We start from the raw sequence: 17,373 nt of genomic DNA, 5'->3' as shown, positions 1-17,373 counted from the left end.
GTGAATGACTGACGGCCCCGAAAGTGCCTAGCTGTCCGAAAGGATGTCAGCCGCGACTACGCGGCGGCCCCTTGCGCGGGCCACCGGCGCCGGCACCCTTGAACGGGCGCGGGCTGTGCGGGGCAGAGCCGCCGCGCGAACCGGCGCCCGGACCGCCACGGGGCGGACCGCTGCGGTTGGGCCGTGCGTCGTTGGACGGGCGCAGTTGGCGGCGGTTTTCCCGCGCTTCTTGGCGTGGGGCGCCGTCGACGGGATCGAACATCACGTCCGCGCCTTCGTCACCCGCCTCGCCGGAACGGCGGACGGCCGCCAGGAATTTGGCCGAAATCGCCTTGGGGATTTCGAACATCGTTTCGCTGGTGGTGATGCGGATCGCGCCGATATCGCCGCGCGACACATGGCCACGACGGCAGATCAGCGGCAGGATCCAGCGCGGATCGGCATTCTGGTTCCGGCCGATGTTCATGCGGAACCACTGGGTGTCCTCAAAGCCCGGACGCGGTCCGTCCCGGCGCGCCGGCGCTTCGCTGGCGTCCAGCAGCTCTTCGGGCGCGGGCATGGCGGATCGGGCGCTCTTCACCAGCATCGCGGCGATTTCCTTGGCGCTCTTGGCTTCCAGCAGCTCGGTGCCCAGCGCCCAGTCTGACTCGTCCAGTTCCACCGGGGCCAGCAACTGCGCGCGCAGACGTTCGGCATCCTGCTGGGCGATGGCTTCCTTGCTCGGCGCGGTCGTCCATTCGACCGGGATTTTCGCGCCCTTCAGCATCGATTCGACGCGGCGGCGACGCGGATAGGGCACGATCAGCACGGCCGTCCCCTTCTTGCCCGCGCGGCCGGTGCGGCCCGACCGATGCTGCATCGTCTCGGCGTCGCGCGGCAGCTCGACATGCACCACCAAGGTCAGCGAGGGCAGATCGATGCCGCGTGCGGCGACGTCGGTCGCCACGCACACCCGCGCCCGCTTGTCGCGCAGCGCCTGCAATGCATGGTTGCGTTCATTCTGGCTATGCTCGCCCGACAGCGCCACCACGGCGAAGCCGCGCTCGGTCAGGCTGGCGTGCAGGTGGCGGACATTGTCGCGCGTGGCGCAGAACAGGATCGCCGTCTCCGCCTCATGATAGCGCAGCAGGTTCACCACCGCATTTTCGATGTCGGCGGGGGCCACGGTCATCGCCTGATAGCTGATGTCGCCATGGCCGCGCTCACCGGCGGCCGAGGTGATCTGGAATGCGTCCTTCTGGTAACGGCGGGCCAGCGCCACGATCGGCTTGGGCATGGTCGCCGAAAACAGCAAGGTGCGGCGGCCATCGGGCGTGGCGTCGAGAATGCCTTCCAGATCCTCGCGGAAACCCATGTCGAGCATCTCGTCGGCTTCGTCCAGCACCGCGGTCTTGAGCGCCGACAGGTCGAGCGCGCCGCGCTCCAGATGGTCGCGCAGGCGGCCAGGCGTGCCGACCACGATATGCGCGCCCTGCGCCAGGGCGCGGCGTTCCTTGGCGGCGTCCATGCCGCCGACGCAGGTGGCAATGCGGGCGCGGGCGCCGGCATAGAGCCATTCCAGCTCGCGGCTGACCTGCAACGCCAGTTCGCGCGTCGGCGCGATCACCAGCGCCAGCGGCCAGGCGGGCGGGGGCAGGCGATCGGCGTCGCCCAGCAATTCGTTCGCCATGGCCAGACCAAAGGCGACGGTCTTGCCCGAACCGGTCTGCGCCGACACGATCAGGTCGCGGCCGACCGCTTCGTCCTGCGTGACTTCGGCCTGAACCGGGGTCAGCGCTTCATAGCCCTTGGTGGTCAGCGCCTGGGCGAGCAGGGGGTGGAGAGTATCAAATGCCATATTCTTGTTTTTCCATCGGATAAAAAGCGACCCGCCTTCTTCCGACGGATACAACAAGACCTGTGCCTTCCATCCGCAATACGGATGTCCGGGGTGCAAGGTCACACACCCCGATTCTAGGTTGGAAACCAACCTCCGTTGGGGAAGCGCCGATTGACGGCTTCCCCAAATAAGAAAGCCTCCTTCCCGCATTCCCGCGGAAGGAGGCTTGCCTTAACTATATAGCGTAAAAATCAGACCGAGGCGACTTCCGCCACATCGACCTTCACGCCCGGACCCATCGAGGACGACAGGGCGATCTTGCGAACATATTTGCCCTTCGAACCCGACGGCTTGGCCTTGACGATCGCATCGACGAAAGCGTCGAAATTCTTGCGAAGGTCTTCGGCGGTGAAGCTCGACTTGCCCAGGCCCGCATGGATGATGCCGGCCTTTTCGACGCGGAATTCGATCTGGCCACCCTTGGCGGCCTTCACGGCTTCGGCGACGTTGGGCGTCACGGTGCCCAGCTTCGGGTTCGGCATCAGGCCCTTGGGGCCAAGCACCTTACCCAGGCGACCGACCAGGCCCATCATGTCCGGCGTCGCGATGACGCGCTGGAAATCGATGTTGCCGGCCTGGATCGATTCCAGCAGGTCTTCGGCGCCCACGATGTCGGCGCCGGCGTCGAGCGCCTGCTGGGCCTTGTCGTTGCGGGCGAACACGGCGACGCGAACGTCCTTGCCGGTGCCGGCGGGCAGGGTGACGACGCCACGGACCATCTGGTCGGCGTGACGCGGGTCGACGCCCAGGTTGATCGCGATTTCGACCGATTCGTCGAACTTGGCTGTCGCGTGGGTCTTGATCAGGCCCAGCGCTTCATCGACGCCATGCAGCTTTTCACGGTCAACTGCGGTGGCCAGAGCCTTCGCCTTCTTGGTCAGCTTTGCCATGGTCTTAGCCCTCCACCACGTCGAGGCCCATCGCGCGAGCGGAGCCTTCGATGATCTTCGTTGCAGCGTCGATGTCGTTCGCGTTCAGATCGACCATCTTGGCCTGCGCGATTTCAGCGAGCTGGGCGCGCGTGATCTTGCCGGCGACGATCTTGCCCGGTTCCTTGGAACCCGACTTCAGGTTGATCGCCTTCTTGATCAGGTAGGTGGCCGGCGGCTGCTTCGTGGTGAAGGTGAAGCTGCGGTCCGCATAGACGGTGATGATGGTCGGCAGCGGGGTGCCCTTTTCCATCTTGTCCGTCGAGGCGTTGAACGCCTTGCAGAATTCCATGATGTTCACACCGCGCTGACCCAGCGCCGGACCGATCGGCGGCGAGGGGTTGGCGGCTCCAGCGGGCACCTGGAGCTTGATATAGCCCGTAATCTTCTTGGCCATTGTCACTCACTCTGTTGCTGGACGCACCCCGAAAGGCGCGCCCGGTTCAAGTTTAGCGGTTCAACCGGGGGCCGAAGCCTCCTCCCGCACAACATTTCCGGTCGCCCGGAAATTTCTGTTCGCGTCCCTGCCGGAGCAAGGCCGCCAAATTCTTACTTCGACAGTTCGACCTGCTCGAAATCCAGCTCGACCGGGGTGGCGCGACCGAAGATCGACACCGACACCTTGACCCGGTTCTTCTCGAAATCCAGTTCCTCGACCACGCCGTTGAAGCTGGCGAAGGGACCGTCCAGCACCTTGACGCTGTCGCCGATTTCGTAATCGACGCTGACCTTGTGCTTGGGCGCGGCTTCGGCTTCCTTGCGGGCGCCGAAATAGCGGGCGGCTTCGGTTTCGCTGATCGCCTGCGGCTTGCCCATCGAACCCAGGAAGCCCGTCACCTTGGGCGTGTTCTTGACTAGGTGATAGATGTCGTCGTTCATCGCCAGCTTGGCGAGGACATAGCCGGGCATGAACTTGCGTTCGACCTGGACCTTCTTTCCGCGCTTGACCTCGGTCACCGTCTCGACAGGCACTTCCACCTGCTCGACCAGTTGAGAGAGGCCCATGCGCTCGGCTTCGGACAGGATCGATTCCTTGACCTTGTTTTCGAAGCCCGAATAGGCGTGGATGATGTACCAGCGCGCCATGTTACCTCTTCAAACTCCCGCCTAGCGATTTCCCTGGAAATCGCGGCAACCAAAAAACCAGTTCGACTTCCTTGGAAATCGCGAAAAACTCAGGCCCGGCCTGCCGCGACGCCCAGCAACCACTGGACGATCGCGCCGAAAAAAGTGTCGATGCCGAAGAAGAACAGGCCCAGCAGCGTCGTCATGATGACGACCATCACGCCAGTCATCATGGTTTCGCGGCCGGTGGGCCACACGATCTTCTTCGCCTCGGTCTGCACCTGATTGACGAATTCGCCGGGGGAAACCTTCGCCATCGCCTGCCTCTGCACGTCTCGAACCAACACCAATTCGCGAAGCAACAGTCCGCCCTCCCGATCCCGCCCTGTCTGGCGTCCGGGGGTGCGGCCACATGCTCCGCGACCAAATTCGCCGGCCTTTACGGCCACGATTTCTTAACCGGCGGACGTTCCGCCCGCCTCGAAATCGCCAAGCGCACTTAGCCGCGAACCCCTGAATTTTCAAGGTTTCGCGGCCAGTTCGCTTGGCAGGAGTGGAGGGACTCGAACCCACGGCATTCGGTTTTGGAGACCGACGCTCTACCAACTGAGCTACACTCCTGCACTGGCCTAGCCAGCGAAGGAGGGCGCTTTAGCGTGGGGAGGACAGGAGGGCAAGCGCGATTATGCCGCTTTTGCGTCTTGCGGCGCGACGCTGGTGTCGGCGCTGGTCTGGCGTTCGGCTTCCGCGTTGATCTGCGCGCCCAGCAACACGATATAGGCCGATACGAAGAGCCATAATTGCAGCACCACCACCGCGCCCAGCGACCCGTAGGTCTTGTTGTAATTGCCGAAGGTGGACACGTAGAAGGACACGCCGAGCGTCGCGACCAGCCAGAATAGCGTCGCCGACACAGAGCCGACGGTCAGCCACTGCCATTGGGCATGGCGGCGGTTGGGGCCGAAGCGGTAGATCAGTCCGAAGATGACGCTGGCCAGCAAACCCGCGCACACCCATGTCGTCGCCTTGATGGCAAACAGCACGCCCGGTCCCCAATTGGTCAGGAAATCCTGCAACAGGCCGATGATCGTCGCCGTGAACACACCCGCCACCACGACCAGCACGGCGGAAAAGGTGATCCCCATCGACGTGCGATAGAAGCGGAAGATGTTGCGCCCTTCCTTCTGCCCGTAGACGATGTTGAGCGCCTCCATGATCGCCGACGCCGCCCGCGTCGCGCCATAGACGGCGATCGCCAGCGCCAGCAACAGCCCGAACCCGATGGCGGGTTTTCGGGTACTAACGACGCCCAGCAACTGGTCGTTGATCAGCCCGGCGGCATCGGCCGGCACCACGGTGATGATGGCTTGCATATGCCGACTGACGATTGCGGGATCGCCGACCAGGCCGTATGTGAGCACCACCGCCGCCAGCAGGGGCGCGATCGACAGAAAAGCGTAATAGGCAACGCCCGCCGCCAGCAGACCGATATGGTTGGCCGACAACGCGGTATAAACGCGCTTCAATATTTCCCACCACGCCCGCGGCGGTATCTTCCACGGCGCATCCACATGCACCTGCTGCGCCACTCTCTGCGTCATCCGTGTCCCCTGCTGGTCTTGAAAGGCAAGCGCGTGAGGGGGAGGGTGGTTCCCTCAACTGGGCTAAAGGAAAAAGCCGCCCTTCATGATCCGCCGCGCGCGGCCCTGGACAGGCAGGCGGTCGAACGGCGTGTTGCCCGCCGCCGCCGCCATCTTGGCCGAATCGACGATCCACGGCGCATCGGGATCGACGAAGATCAGGTCCGCCGCGCTTCCGGCCGCAAAGCCGCCCGCATCGACGCCCAAAATCGTCGCCGGATTGGCCGACAGCAATGTCATCAGCCGGTTGATCGTCACCTGCCCGTCGCGCACCAGGTTGAGCGACAGCGCCAGCAGCGTCTCCGCCCCCGCCATGCCGGGCGAGGCGTCGGCGAAGGGCAGGCGCTTGTCCTCCGGCCCGCGCGGGTCGTGGCTGGATGTGATGACGTCCACCGTCCCGTCGGCCACCGCTGCAAGGCAGGCCTGCCGGTCGCTCTCATCCCGCAGCGGCGGGGAAAGTCGCGCAAAGGTCCGGAAATCTGTCACCGCCTGGTCGTTGAGATAGAGATAGGCCGGGCTGATGCCGCAGGTGACCTTCAGCCCCTCCGCCTTGGCGGCGCGGATGCAATCGAAACCCGCCTTGGTCGTCACCAGCCGGAAATGGATCGCTGCGCCCGCTTCGCGCGCCAGCATGATGTCGCGCGCGATGGCCAGCGCCTCCGCGCCGGCCGGCGCGTGGGGCAGGCCCAGCCGCGTCGCCGTCTCGCCGCTGGTCGCCACCGCCTTTGCCGTCAGCCCGCCATCTTCGGCATGGGCGATGACGGTCAGTCCCAGGCCGCTGGCGTAGGAGAGCACGCGCAGCATCACGCCTGAATCGGCGATCCACTGGCGGCCCGTGCCGACCGCCTTCGCGCCCGCCATCTGCATCAGGCCCATTTCGGCCATTTCGGCGCCCTGCAACCCGCGCGTCGCCGCCGCGATCGGATGGACCCAAAAATCGGGCTTGCCCGCCCGCGTCGCTTCGCGAATGAGGCCCACCTCGTCCAGCGGAGCGCGCTGGTCTGGCATCAGCGCCGCGCGCGTGATCCCGCCGAAATGAAAGGCCGGCTTGTCGGTGGCGAACACGCCCAGATCGATCAGGCCCGGCGCGACCACCAGCCCCAGCGCATCGACCCGCTGCGCGTCGTCCGGCACCGCGACATCGCCCGCCGCGACGATCCGGTCGCCCTCGATCAACACGACGCCCGGCGTCAGGGCGTCACCCGCGGGATCGGCCAGCTTGCCGTTGATGATGGCGATCTTAGTCATGGGCTATGCTCCCAATCCGTTCGCCCTGAACCTGTCGACGGGCCATTCTTTCCTTTGACCGTTGCGCGCATGAGAAGAGCAGGGCTTCAACAGGTTCAGCCTGAACGGATGCTGGAAACAGGCTCATGCCCATCCCTCCACACCCCGCGCCCTGCGGGTCAGCACGTCTAGGCACGCCATGCGCACCGCCACGCCCATCGCAACCTGTTCGGTGATCGCCGACCGATCGGGATCGTCGGCCACCGAACTGCTGATCTCCACGCCCCGGTTCATCGGCCCTGGATGCATCACCAGCGCGTCGGATTTGGCCAGCGCCAGCCGCTCCGGCGTCAGCCCGTACAGCGCATGATATTCGCGCGGAGAGGGGGTGAACGCCCCGTCCATCCGCTCATTCTGCAACCGCAGCATCATCACCACGTCGGCCCCGTCCAGCCCCTCGTCCATCCGCGTAAAGGGCGTCGCCCCCAGCAACTCCACCTCCGGCGGCAACAGCGTCGGCGGCGCCACCGCCCGCACCTGCGCGCCCAGCGCGGCCAGGCACAGCATGTTCGACCGCGCCACCCGGCTATGCAGCACATCGCCGCAGATCGCGACCACCAGCCCCTCGAACCCGCCCTTGCGCCGCCGGATCGTCAGCGCGTCGAGCAGCGCTTGCGTGGGATGCTGGTGCCATCCATCGCCGGCGTTCAGCACCGGACAATCCACCTTGTCCGCAATCAACCGCACCGCGCCCGAACTCGCATGGCGGATCACGATCACATCGGCCGCCATGGCGTTCAGCGTCATCGCCGTGTCGATCAGCGTCTCGCCCTTCTTCACGCTCGACGTGGCCGCCGCCATGTTGACGACATCCGCGCCCAGCCGCTTTCCCGCAATTTCGAACGACAACAATGTGCGCGTGCTATTCTCGAAAAAGGCGTTGATCTGCGTCATCCCCGCCAGCCGTCCGTCATGCTTGCGCGCCTGGCCCTTGTTCGTCTGCGCCCAATGCTCCGCCTCATCCAGCAGGAAGCGGATTTCCCAGGGTTTCAGGTCCGCGATCGACAGAAGATGCTTGTGCGGAAACAACGCCCGGCCTGTCAGGTCGGGGGTGGCGTCGGGTATGAAGATGTCGGGCATGAACCGGTGCTTTAGGGAAGCAGGCCGGGGAGGGCAAGGCGTCGATGGCGCGCTTATGCCCGGCCGCGCCATTTCCCGATGAGCGTCCCGTCCCGCAACACCGCGCGCGCTGCATTATGCCCCGGCGCGCCGGTCACGCCGCCGCCCGGATGCGTCCCCGCGCCGCACATATACAGCCCCTTTACCGGCCCGCGATACGCCCCATGACCCAGCACCGGCCGCGCCGCCCACATCTGGTCCAGCGTCAGATTGCCATGCATGATGTCGCCGCCGACCAGCCCGAATTTGCGCTCCAGGTCGAGTGGCGAATGGATCTGTCGCGCGATCACGCTTCTGGCGAAGCCTGGCGCGGCCGCCTCCACCGTCGCGATAATAGCATCCGCCGCCGCCTCCCGCTCGTCGTCCCACGAACGCCCATCCGGCAGTTCCGGCGCGAATTGCTGGCAGAACAGGCTCGCCACATGGCACCCCTCCGGCGCGAGTGTATCGTCGATCGTGGACGGGATCAGCATCTCCACGATCGGCGCCTTCGACCAGCCGTAGCGCTTGGCGTCCATGAAGGCGCGGTCCATATAGTCCAGCGTCGGCGCGATGATGATCCCCGACTGGTGATGCTCCCCCACGCCTGGCAGGCAGATGAAGTCGGGCAGGGCGTCCAGCGCCACATTCATGCGGAACGTCCCCGATCCCGCCTTGAACGCCTTGATCCGCTTCGTAAAATCGGCCGGCAGGTCGCTTGGCCGGATCATCCGCTCATAGAGCAGTTTCGGCCCGACATTGGCGATCACCGCGCCGCCGATCACCTCTTCGCCGCTCTCCAGCCGCACACCGACCGCGCGCGCGCCATCCACCAGCACCATCTCGACCGGCGCCTCCAGGCTGATCTCCACGCCCATGGCGGTCACGACCTTGGCCATGATCTGCGTGATCGCGCCCATGCCGCCGACCGCATGACCCCAGGCGCCCTTCTTGCCGTTCACCTCGCCGAACACATGGTGCAACAGCACATAGGCGCTGCCCGGCGTATCGGGGCTGGCGTAATTGCCGACCACCGCATCGAAGCCGAACGCCGCCTTCACCGCGTCGCTCTCGAACCAGCCGTCGAGGAAGCTGCGCGCCGACTTGATGAACAGGTCCAGCACATCGCGCTGCTGTTCCAGCCCCAACCCCGCGACCCGCCGACCCTGCTTCAGCGCCTCGACGATCATGGTCAGCCCATCGCCGACATTGGGCGGGCTTTTCAGCACCAGGTCGCGCAGCACATCGGCCACCACCTCCAGCGCGTCATAATAAGCGGGCAGGGCGGCCGCATCCGGCGCGCTGAACTTGGCGAACTCCGCCTGCGTCCGCTCCAGCCCACCGCCCAGCTTCAAATAACCGCCATCGGGCTGGGGCAGGAAATTGCTGATCGGCCGCTCGATCACGCGATAGCCGTGATCCGCCAGTTGCATGTCGCGGATGACCTTGGGATTGAGCAGGCTGACCGTATAGCTGGCGGTGGAATTGCGGAAGCCGGGATGAAATTCCTCCGTCACCGCCGCCCCGCCCACGACAGCGCGCCGCTCCAATATGCGGACCTTATAGCCCGCCCGCGCCAGATAGAAGGCGCAGACCAGCCCATTATGCCCGCCCCCGATAATGACGGCGTCGTAGGATTTCGTCATGCCTTGCTCCACCCAATCCCCGGTGCGCGGTGCAGCCGCGCCTGCGGGATCACATCGCGCACCCGCCCGCAAAAATGCCGCAACGCCACTTCCTGCTCGCTCAATGGCCCGACGGTGAAGCTGGCCGACGCCATCCCAGCCTGCACCCGCGCGACCAGGTCCGTATCCTCGGCATTGACCTGCCGGTTGATCCGCCAGTTGAGATAGCGCGCCGCCTTCATCTCGCGCCGATCATCGGGCAGCGCATAGCTGATCTCCCGGATCAGCGTCTGCGTCGGCGACACCGGCAGCCAGGCCATGAAATCCACCTGGTCGGGATAGATGTCGAACGCGAAATTGGGCCATAGCTTATAATAGGTCCACAGCCTTTGCCGTCCGGGCGCCAGATGCGGCACATGGGGCAGGAAATGCTGATAGGCGCGCTCGGTCAGGTTGGCCGACGGCCGGTCCACTATCGGCCCCCACATCTTGTCGACATGGCGCGACGCTTCCACGCCATAGCCATCGCCCATCAGCCGCTTGAGGCCCGGATGCGCGACCGCAATATGCAGCCCGTCCGAATAATTGTCGCCGATATTCTTCCAGTTCACCGATCGCGGCCGCAACGTCACCCGCCCCAGCGCCCGCATATCCTCGAACCGATAGGCGGCGATCTCCTCCATATAAGGCGCCATCATCTGCGCCACCGACGGCCCGCCATCATTCGCCAGCCGCACGAACAGGAAACCCTGCCAGCACTCCACCTCGACCGCCGCCAGCCCATGGTCCGCCATCGCGAACCCCCCGCCATAGCTGGCCTTCATCGGCACGCCGGTCAGCCGCCCGTCCGTCTCATAGGTCCAGCCATGATAGGGGCAGGCCAACTTCTTCGCGCATCCGCTGGAGCCGTCCACGATCCGCGCCCCGCGATGGCGGCAGACATTGGTGAAGGCGCGCACGGCCCCATCGTCGCCGCGGATCACGATCACGCTCTCGTCGATCATATCGAGCGTGTGGAAATCGCCGGGGGTGGGAATGTCGCTCCGGTGGCAGACGATCTGCCAGGCCGGGCGGAAGATCCGCTCCACCTCGACCGCGAAAAATTCAGGATCGCTATAGGTCCATGCGGGCAGGCTCCACCCGGCATCCGGGTCCACTATCCTGTCGATCTGCCCCGCCACCTTGTCAGGATTCCCTAGCGTCAATTCACAATTTTACGATTGTATAATGTAACCGCGCCAAACGCCATCCCAAATCGAATCAACTGTCCAACTCGCCGTCGCTTTTCGCGTTCGCCTGCGCCCCGTACCGTCGCGCCAGCATGGCGCAGGCCATCAGCTGGATCTGATGGAAGACCATGATCGGCAGCAGGATCGGCCCCACCGCCGCCGCCGGGAACAAGACGCCCGCCATCGGCACGCCCGACGCCAGGCTCTTCTTGGACCCGCAAAATTGCAGAACGATCGCATCTTCCCGCGTCAGGCCCAGCATCCGCCCCAGCGCCAGCGTGAACAGCAGCACCACGACCAACATGGCGATGCACAGCCCCACCAATATCAGCAATGAAGTGCTCGACACCCTGGACCACAGCCCCTTGACCACAGCCGCGGAAAAGGCGGCATAGACCACCAGCAATATCGATCCCCGATCGACTCGCCCCAGCATAGCCTTGCGCCGCGTCACGAACCCGCCGATCCACGGCCGCAGCAGATGCCCGATGACGAAGGGCAGCAACAATTGCAGCACGATCCCTTCGATCGAGGACAGGGAGATCAGGCTGCCGCTACCGTCCCTTTGCATCAGCAGCGCGACCAACAGCGGCGTCAGGAAAATGCCCAGCAAATTGGAGAAGGAGGCGCTGACTACTGCCGCCGCGACATTGCCCCGCGCGATCGCGGTGAAGGCGATGGCCGATTGCACCGTCGATGGCAGCAGCGCCAGGAACAGCAATCCCGCCCGCATATCCTGCGGTACGAAGCCGAATCGGCCGATCAACAGCCCCAGCAACGGGAAAGCGATAAAGGTCGTCGCCAACGTCGCCAGGTGCAATTTCCAAGCCTTGGCCCCGCTCAAGATCGCCTCGCGCGACAATTTTGCGCCATGCAGGAAAAAAAGCAGCACGATCCCGGCATCCGCGACGATGCTGGCGATCCGCGCGCCATCCCCCCGCGCCGGCAATAGGGACGCTAGTGCGACGGTCGCCAGCAGCAACAGCAGAAACGGGTCCAGGGCTTGGCGCAGGCGGTTCATCATCAACTTCGGTCAGGCGACGGGATGAGCGGGGGGATAGACGCAGGCCATGGGATGCGCCAACAACTTCGCCTTGGGCCAGGACAAGTCAGGCGAAATAGGGAGAGGCTGACCATGAGCGACCATATCGCAATCGTGGAAAAGGCGGGCGTGATCGAAATCCAGATCGACCGACCGGAAAAGAAGAATGCGCTGACCGCGACCATGTATCGCGCCATGACCGCGGCCTTGGCCGACGCATCGGCGCGCGCTGATATCGGCGCCGTGCTGATCGCGGGCCGGGGCGAAGCCTTTTGCGCGGGCAACGACCTGAAGGATTTCACCGCCGGGCCGGAGGGCGGCGCCGCCGCCTTCGACTTCATCCGCGCCATCGCCGCTTTCGACAAGCCGCTGGTCGCCGCGGTGCAGGGGCTGGCCGTGGGCGTCGGCACGACGATGCTTTTTCACTGCGACCTCATCTATGCCGCGCCCGACGCGCGCTTCGTCATGCCCTTCGTCAATCTGGGCATCGTGCCCGAAGCCGGCTCCAGCCTGCTCGCGCCTGCGATGATGGGTCATGCCAAGGCGGCGGCGATGTTGCTGCTGGGTGAACCGATGGACGCCGACGGGGCCGACCGTTCAGGCCTTATAACCGCGATTGTCCCGGCCGACCGCCTGCTCGACCATGCCCGCGCCAAGGTGGCGGCGCTGATGGCCAAGCCGCCGCAGGCGCTGGCCGCCACCCGCAGGCTGATGAAGGGCGATCCCGCCGCGCTCAATGCCCGGATCGAGGAGGAAGCGCGGCTGTTCCGCGAAACCCTGGCTTCGCCCGAAGCCCAGGAAGCCTTCGCCGCCTTCTTCGAAAAACGCGCGCCGGTGTTCAAGCATAGCTAATCGACCTTCCGTCCGTAGCGTATCTCGCTCACTACCACCGCCGCCACGATCAGCAGGCCGCCGACCAGCGCCGTCGGCGGCATCCGTTCGCCCGCGATCCGGCCGATGATCCCGGCCCAGACCGGCTCGCCGGCGTAGATCAACGTCGCCCGCGTCGGCGACACGGTGCGCTGCGCCCAGTTCATCACCAACTGGATCAGCGCCGTCATCGCGCCCAGGCCGCAGGCGCTCAGCACAACCGTCCAGGAAAAGGGCGGCACGCTCTCGCCCGCCGGTCCCATGCAGGCGAAGGCGAGCAGCGCCGTCACCGCCAGTTGCACCACAGTCACCCGCGCGACATCCACCTTACCGGCCCACAGGCTGATGAAGATGATCTCCAGCGCGATCGCCACCGTACTGAGCAGCGTCAGCAACTCGCCGGTTCCCAGCGCCAGCCCGTCTCTGGGCGCCGCGATCAACAACAGCCCGACAAAGGCCAGCGCGACCCCCGCCCAACTCGCCAGCCGGGGCCGCCGCCGCAGGATCACCCACTGCAAAATCGGCACCAGCGGCACATAGGCGGCGGTGATGAACGCCGACGTGCTGCTGCTGATCGTCTGCAAGCCCCAGGTCTGGAGCGAATAGCCCACGAAAATGCCCAGCCCGATCACCAGTCCCGCCACCAACTCGCGCCGCGTCAGCCCGCGCAGCACCGGCAGCGCGAGCGGCAGCGTCAGCAGCGCCGCGGTCGCAAAGCGCAGGCCGACGAAGAATAGCGGCCCGGTTTCGCGCATCGCATGATGCACGACCAGGAAAGTGGCGCCCCACAGGATCGTCACCCCGATCAGCGCGAGTTCGGGGCGACCGATCATCAGGCGATGCTGGGCGGGCTTGTCGGATGCGTCATTGTGCAACATAATGCACATCGCCCTATGAGCACTATATTGCACAGTCAAGACGCGCCAGCGCAGGATCAACGCCCGGACGTCCTCGCCCATGTCGCGGGCAATGTCCGCGCGCTGCGTGCCGAACGCGGCTTCAGCCAGGATGGGTTGGCGGCGCAGGCCGGCGTCAGCCGCCGCATGATCTCCGGCATCGAAAGCGGGGAGGCGAATGTCAGCCTGTCGACGCTAGACCGGCTGGCCCAGGCGCTCGGCGTCAGTTTTTCGCGCCTCGTCCGCCCGCCCGACATGCGCGATAACAACCGGATCGACAGCCTGGCCTGGCGCGGCCGAAATCCCGACAGCCGCGCCACCCTGCTCGGCACCGTTCCCGCCGCGCGGGAAGCGGAGCTATGGACCTGGTCGCTGGCCGCGGGCGAAACCTATCCCGCTGAAGCGGACGCGGCCGACTGGCATGAGATGCTCTATGTCATGGAAGGGGTGCTGACGGTCGAACGGAAAGGCGCTGATCCCCAGCGGGTGGCGACCGGCGACTTCCTCATCTTCACTAGCGACAGGCCCTATCTCTTCGCGAATCGCGAAGCAGGGCCGGTGCGGTTTGTCCGCAACGTGGTGTTTTAACGGTAAGGCTGTTCAGGACCTGTTCCCGCGCAGGCGGGAACCTAGTCCTGCCGTGTGGCCTAATCCCTCGTCCACCCTCACTCGTTGCGCAGGTCGCTGCCCGCCTCTTCCAGCGATGCGCCAACGTCGCGCTTCGCTTCGCCCGCCTCGCGCTTGGCGTCGGCCGCGGCCTTGTCGGTCGCTTCGCCGATCTTGTCCGTACCTTCGTCGATCGCGCGGCCGGCATCGTCCAGGCCATTGTCGATTTTGGCGCCGGCACTATCGACCGCATTGCTCACGTCGCTGCCGATCGCCGATCCGGCATTGTCCAGATTATCCTGCGCCTTTTCCGAGCAGGCGGACAGGCCGGCGACGGTCAGCAGCGCGGCTGCGGCGATAAGGGAAGTACGCATCGTGGCTCCTCTAGCCATTAAAAGGAGCAAGATAAGCGCAGGAGGCGGCAGAAGGTTTCTTGGCCGGTGCTTATCCGCCGCGCAGACCGAACACCATCGATCGGTCGGCTTCGGGGATCAACCCTTCCAGCACACGCCAGAATCCGGTGACCGATCCCTGTCCGGCCTGGGCATAGGCGGTCGCCATCTTCTCGCGCAGCGCGCGGAACAGCTCTGCCTCCAGCGCCTTGCCCGACGAGCTGAGTCGCAATAGCTTCTGCCTGCGGTCGCTGGCCCCCGCTCGCGTTTCGATATAACCGCGCTCCACCAGGTCGCTCAGCACCCGACCCAAGGATTGCTTGGTGATCGCCAGCAACCGCAGCAAATCCTTGACCGTCAGGTCCGGCTGGCGCGAGATGAAATAGAGCGCGCGATGATGCGCCCGGCCCAGCCCTTGCGCCGACAGGCTTTCGTCGATCGACCGAGTGAGGGCGGAATAACCGAAATAGAGCATCTCGATCCCACGCCTGATCTCATCCTCGCGCAGGAAGAGGGGTGACGCGGGCGAGATTGGCGCGGGCGAGGCGGGGGAACTGGAAACCGACATGAAGGGCTATGATCCGGCAAAGTGACAAAGTGCATATTGGCGTCACGAAACTATCATGACTAGGCTTTCCTTTCGTCGATGACACGTTATATGGCGGTCCGCGCCGACAAGATCGGCTCTGCTGGGGCGTCGCCAAGTGGTAAGGCAGCGGCTTTTGATGCCGCCATTCGCAGGTTCGAATCCTGCCGCCCCAGCCAGTTTTCTCTTACGCTTCGACAATCCCTGGTTTTCGGACGGGCCCCGGACGAATAGAGATTTCGCGTGAAAGGCGAAATGCCCGCGTCTCGGCTTACCTCTGCGCGCGGCCAAAGCAGGAGCAGCGTATGGACCAAAAGCCCGCCATTACGATCCACGACATCATCGACGCCGCCCGGATCATCGCCCCGGCGGCGGTGCGCACGCCCCTCTTGGAAAATCACGCGCTTAACGATCGATTGGGCCGCCGCGTCCTCATCAAGTTCGAAGGAGCGCAACACACAGGATCGTTCAAGTTCCGTGGCGCATATAACCGCCTCGCACGCCTCGATGCGCAGCAGCGGGCGGCGGGCGTCGTCGCCTGGTCGTCGGGCAATCATGCTCAGGGCGTGGCCGCCGCGGCGCAATTGCTCGCCCTTCCGGCGACCATCGTGATGCCGTCCGATGCGCCCGCGATCAAACTGGCCAACAACCGCGCGCTGGGGGCGGAGATCGTCACCTATGACCGCCATAGCGAAAGCCGGGAGGAAATCGCCACCGCGCTGGCGCACAGCCGGGGCGCGACATTGGTGCCATCCTTCGATGACCCCTTCGTCATCGCGGGGCAGGGGACGGCGGGCCTCGAAATCCTCGACCAAGCCGCGGAAGCAGGCGCCATCATCGGCCAAATCCTGGTCTGTTGTGGCGGCGGCGGTCTGACGGCCGGGATCGCCACGGCAGTTAAAGCGCGCGCGCCTGAAATCGCCCTTTACGCCGTCGAACCCGCCGGGTTCGACGATACCGCCCGCTCGCTCGCCAGCGGTGTCCGCGAGAACATCGCGCCGGATGCGCGCAGCATCTGCGACGCGCTGATGGCGCCCAGTCCCGGCGCGATGACCTTCCCGATCAACCAGGCGCTGCTGTCGGGCGGCCTCGTCGTCAGCGACGATCAGGTGCGCGACGCGATGCGCTTCGCCTTCTCCACGCTCAAGCTGGTCGTGGAGCCGGGCGGGGCGGTCGCGCTGGCGGCGGTGCTGAACGGCCTAGCTCCGCCCTGCGGCGATGCCAGCGTCGTTGTCCTGTCGGGCAGCAATGTCGATCCGGCCGCCTATGCCGCCATTGTCGGCGGGGCCGCCGCATGATCGATCCGCGCGCCATCCGCACCTTCCTGGCGGTGTGCCGCGCCAACAGCATCAGCGGCGGCGCGCGCGCGCTCAACATTTCGCAACCATCCGTGTCGAACGCCATCGCGCAATTGGAACAATCGCTGGGCGTCTCGCTGTTCGAACGCTCGCGCAGCGGCATCCTGCTCACGCCTGAAGGGCAGGCGCTGCTCCGCCGCGCCGAAGCGATGGACAGCCTTCTGTCGGACGTGCAGGCGGAAGTGCAACTCGCCAGCCGCGGCATCACCGGCCCGCTGCGCGTTGGCGGTACGCCCGGCGCATTGGTCAGTTTGTTGCCCGATGCGGTGCGGCGGCTGGAAGCGCGGATCGGTCGGTTCGCGCTGCATGTTGTCGAACGGCCCGACCATGACCTGGCTGCCATGCTCCATCGTGGCGACATCGAAATGGTCTTCGTCACCACCGGCATTGACGAACCGCCGGAGGGTATCGAGGAGCGCACCTTTTCCCGCGATCCCTTCGCGCTGATCGTGGGCAAGCAGAACGACCATCTACCCGCCAGCCTGTCGCTGCGTGACACCGCACTGATGCGCTGGGTCTTGCCCGAAGCGCGCGGCGCCTTCCGCCGTCAGGTCGATGCGCTGTTCATGGCCGCCGACATTCCGGTGCCGCAGGACATCATTCGCTGCGATTCCCTGCTCACGACCAAGGCGATGGTGCGGGGCAGCCAGCGCGTCACCATCTTGCCGATGCAGGTCGCATCGGCGGAACTGTCGATCGGCGTGCTACGCGCCATCACGATCGCAGAAGCTGCCTTTCCGCGCAGTATCGGTGTGCGGATGCTGGCTGGCGGGCGGCTGTCGCGACTAGGCGAGGCTTTGCTGGATGTGCTTATCCATAGCTCCAGACTATGATGTTCGAAAAAATCATTATTTTTCTTTGGGGCTTTGGC

General features: G+C 65.2%; 18 protein-coding genes and 2 tRNA genes. 5 read left to right on the top strand and 15 right to left on the bottom strand.

Going from position 1 to position 17,373, the window contains the following annotated elements; genetic code table 11:
- Positions 1 to 46 precede the first annotated feature (46 nt).
- From V473_RS11355 to V473_RS11300, 12 genes are all read right to left on the bottom strand, one after another.
- Entirely contained in the window at positions 47 to 1,837 is a 1,791-nt protein-coding gene (locus tag V473_RS11355) for a DEAD/DEAH box helicase (RefSeq protein ID WP_066605547.1), read from the bottom strand.
- Positions 1,838 to 2,070: 233 nt separating this feature from the next.
- Entirely contained in the window at positions 2,071 to 2,769 is a 699-nt protein-coding gene (gene rplA / locus V473_RS11350) for a 50S ribosomal protein L1 (protein ID WP_066604003.1), read from the bottom strand.
- A gap of 4 nt (positions 2,770 to 2,773) precedes the next feature.
- Complete coding sequence (rplK, locus tag V473_RS11345; RefSeq protein ID WP_066603999.1) at positions 2,774 to 3,205, bottom strand: 50S ribosomal protein L11; 432 nt, start codon at positions 3,203 to 3,205, stop codon at positions 2,774 to 2,776.
- A gap of 152 nt (positions 3,206 to 3,357) precedes the next feature.
- Positions 3,358 to 3,894, bottom strand: a complete 537-nt coding sequence (gene nusG / locus V473_RS11340) for a transcription termination/antitermination protein NusG (RefSeq protein ID WP_066603996.1) — start codon at positions 3,892 to 3,894, stop codon at positions 3,358 to 3,360.
- An 89-nt stretch (positions 3,895 to 3,983) separates the two neighbouring features.
- Complete coding sequence (gene secE, locus V473_RS11335; RefSeq protein ID WP_066603991.1) at positions 3,984 to 4,190, bottom strand: preprotein translocase subunit SecE; 207 nt, start codon at positions 4,188 to 4,190, stop codon at positions 3,984 to 3,986.
- A gap of 228 nt (positions 4,191 to 4,418) precedes the next feature.
- A tRNA-Trp gene (locus V473_RS11330) sits at positions 4,419 to 4,494 on the bottom strand.
- Positions 4,495 to 4,556: 62 nt separating this feature from the next.
- Positions 4,557 to 5,474, bottom strand: coding sequence for a YihY/virulence factor BrkB family protein (locus tag V473_RS11325; protein WP_066603988.1), 918 nt, complete (start codon positions 5,472 to 5,474; stop codon positions 4,557 to 4,559).
- Between the two features lie 63 nt (positions 5,475 to 5,537).
- Complete coding sequence (locus V473_RS11320) at positions 5,538 to 6,761, bottom strand: dihydroorotase (RefSeq protein WP_066603985.1); 1,224 nt, start codon at positions 6,759 to 6,761, stop codon at positions 5,538 to 5,540.
- Between the two features lie 123 nt (positions 6,762 to 6,884).
- Positions 6,885 to 7,880, bottom strand: a complete 996-nt coding sequence (locus V473_RS11315; protein WP_066603983.1) for an aspartate carbamoyltransferase catalytic subunit — start codon at positions 7,878 to 7,880, stop codon at positions 6,885 to 6,887.
- 53 nt (positions 7,881 to 7,933) lie between these two features.
- On the bottom strand, positions 7,934 to 9,544 hold the full coding sequence (locus tag V473_RS11310) for a phytoene desaturase family protein (protein ID WP_066603980.1): 1,611 nt from the start codon (positions 9,542 to 9,544) through the stop codon (positions 7,934 to 7,936).
- Entirely contained in the window at positions 9,541 to 10,704 is a 1,164-nt protein-coding gene (locus V473_RS11305; RefSeq protein WP_066605546.1) for an aromatic ring-hydroxylating oxygenase subunit alpha, read from the bottom strand. The genes V473_RS11310 and V473_RS11305 overlap by 4 nt, the downstream gene beginning before the upstream one ends.
- A 79-nt stretch (positions 10,705 to 10,783) precedes the next feature.
- The gene (locus V473_RS11300; RefSeq protein WP_066605541.1) at positions 10,784 to 11,773 is read right to left on the bottom strand and encodes a bile acid:sodium symporter family protein; all 990 of its coding nucleotides are present in this window, start codon (positions 11,771 to 11,773) and stop codon (positions 10,784 to 10,786) included.
- Positions 11,774 to 11,887: 114 nt separating this feature from the next.
- Here V473_RS11300 and V473_RS11295 point away from each other — a divergent pair, with 114 nt between their 5' ends.
- On the top strand, positions 11,888 to 12,646 hold the full coding sequence (locus tag V473_RS11295) for an enoyl-CoA hydratase (RefSeq protein ID WP_066603977.1): 759 nt from the start codon (positions 11,888 to 11,890) through the stop codon (positions 12,644 to 12,646).
- On the opposite strand, the gene V473_RS11290 is transcribed toward V473_RS11295, so the two are convergent.
- A complete protein-coding gene (locus V473_RS11290) occupies positions 12,643 to 13,542 on the bottom strand; it encodes a DMT family transporter (protein WP_066605536.1) in 900 nt (299 codons plus the stop codon). The two genes, V473_RS11295 and V473_RS11290, sit on opposite strands and share 4 nt — an antisense overlap.
- Before the next feature lie 27 nt (positions 13,543 to 13,569).
- Between V473_RS11290 and V473_RS11285 the strand changes: the two genes are divergently transcribed.
- The gene (locus V473_RS11285; RefSeq protein WP_244884385.1) at positions 13,570 to 14,148 is read left to right on the top strand and encodes a helix-turn-helix domain-containing protein; all 579 of its coding nucleotides are present in this window, start codon (positions 13,570 to 13,572) and stop codon (positions 14,146 to 14,148) included.
- Between the two features lie 77 nt (positions 14,149 to 14,225).
- Here the strand turns inward: V473_RS11285 and V473_RS11280 are convergent, their stop codons facing one another.
- Both V473_RS11280 and V473_RS11275 read right to left on the bottom strand, forming a co-directional pair.
- Entirely contained in the window at positions 14,226 to 14,540 is a 315-nt protein-coding gene (locus V473_RS11280) for a hypothetical protein (RefSeq protein WP_066603975.1), read from the bottom strand.
- A gap of 70 nt (positions 14,541 to 14,610) precedes the next feature.
- Positions 14,611 to 15,126, bottom strand: coding sequence for a MarR family winged helix-turn-helix transcriptional regulator (locus V473_RS11275; protein WP_066603974.1), 516 nt, complete (start codon positions 15,124 to 15,126; stop codon positions 14,611 to 14,613).
- 122 nt (positions 15,127 to 15,248) lie between these two features.
- Here V473_RS11275 and V473_RS11270 point away from each other — a divergent pair.
- The 3 genes from V473_RS11270 (at position 15,249) to V473_RS11260 (ending at position 17,335) form a co-directional block, all read left to right on the top strand.
- Positions 15,249 to 15,323: transfer RNA gene (locus tag V473_RS11270), tRNA-Gln, on the top strand.
- 126 nt (positions 15,324 to 15,449) lie between these two features.
- Positions 15,450 to 16,442, top strand: a complete 993-nt coding sequence (locus V473_RS11265) for a threonine ammonia-lyase (RefSeq protein ID WP_066603969.1) — start codon at positions 15,450 to 15,452, stop codon at positions 16,440 to 16,442.
- Positions 16,439 to 17,335, top strand: a complete 897-nt coding sequence (locus V473_RS11260; protein ID WP_066603967.1) for a LysR family transcriptional regulator — start codon at positions 16,439 to 16,441, stop codon at positions 17,333 to 17,335. Before V473_RS11265 ends, V473_RS11260 begins: the two co-directional genes overlap by 4 nt.
- The last annotated feature ends 38 nt before the right edge of the window (positions 17,336 to 17,373 follow it).

The sequence above is a fragment of the Sphingobium cupriresistens LL01 genome (assembly GCF_001046645.1).
Taxonomy (GTDB): Bacteria; Pseudomonadota; Alphaproteobacteria; order Sphingomonadales; family Sphingomonadaceae; genus Sphingobium; species Sphingobium cupriresistens.
Note: the sequence above shows the minus strand (reverse complement) of the source record. Positions and strands in the feature narration are given on the sequence as shown.

Bases quoted from the DNA above. Each gene is read 5' to 3' on its own strand.
- V473_RS11320 (WP_066603985.1), bottom strand. From the start codon at position 6,761: ATGACTAAGATCGCCATCATCAACGGCAAGCTGGCCGATCCCGCGGGT.
- V473_RS11355 (WP_066605547.1), bottom strand. From the start codon at position 1,837: ATGGCATTTGATACTCTCCACCCCCTGCTCGCCCAGGCGCTGACCACC.
- V473_RS11275 (WP_066603974.1), bottom strand. From the start codon at position 15,126: ATGTCGGTTTCCAGTTCCCCCGCCTCGCCCGCGCCAATCTCGCCCGCG.
- rplA (WP_066604003.1), bottom strand. From the start codon at position 2,769: ATGGCAAAGCTGACCAAGAAGGCGAAGGCTCTGGCCACCGCAGTTGAC.
- V473_RS11290 (WP_066605536.1), bottom strand. From the start codon at position 13,542: ATGTTGCACAATGACGCATCCGACAAGCCCGCCCAGCATCGCCTGATG.
- V473_RS11310 (WP_066603980.1), bottom strand. From the start codon at position 9,544: ATGACGAAATCCTACGACGCCGTCATTATCGGGGGCGGGCATAATGGG.
- V473_RS11300 (WP_066605541.1), bottom strand. From the start codon at position 11,773: ATGAACCGCCTGCGCCAAGCCCTGGACCCGTTTCTGCTGTTGCTGCTG.
- V473_RS11325 (WP_066603988.1), bottom strand. From the start codon at position 5,474: ATGACGCAGAGAGTGGCGCAGCAGGTGCATGTGGATGCGCCGTGGAAG.
- V473_RS11265 (WP_066603969.1), top strand. From the start codon at position 15,450: ATGGACCAAAAGCCCGCCATTACGATCCACGACATCATCGACGCCGCC.
- secE (WP_066603991.1), bottom strand. From the start codon at position 4,190: ATGGCGAAGGTTTCCCCCGGCGAATTCGTCAATCAGGTGCAGACCGAG.
- V473_RS11295 (WP_066603977.1), top strand. From the start codon at position 11,888: ATGAGCGACCATATCGCAATCGTGGAAAAGGCGGGCGTGATCGAAATC.
- rplK (WP_066603999.1), bottom strand. From the start codon at position 3,205: ATGGCCAAGAAGATTACGGGCTATATCAAGCTCCAGGTGCCCGCTGGA.
- nusG (WP_066603996.1), bottom strand. From the start codon at position 3,894: ATGGCGCGCTGGTACATCATCCACGCCTATTCGGGCTTCGAAAACAAG.
- V473_RS11280 (WP_066603975.1), bottom strand. From the start codon at position 14,540: ATGCGTACTTCCCTTATCGCCGCAGCCGCGCTGCTGACCGTCGCCGGC.
- V473_RS11315 (WP_066603983.1), bottom strand. From the start codon at position 7,880: ATGCCCGACATCTTCATACCCGACGCCACCCCCGACCTGACAGGCCGG.
- V473_RS11260 (WP_066603967.1), top strand. From the start codon at position 16,439: ATGATCGATCCGCGCGCCATCCGCACCTTCCTGGCGGTGTGCCGCGCC.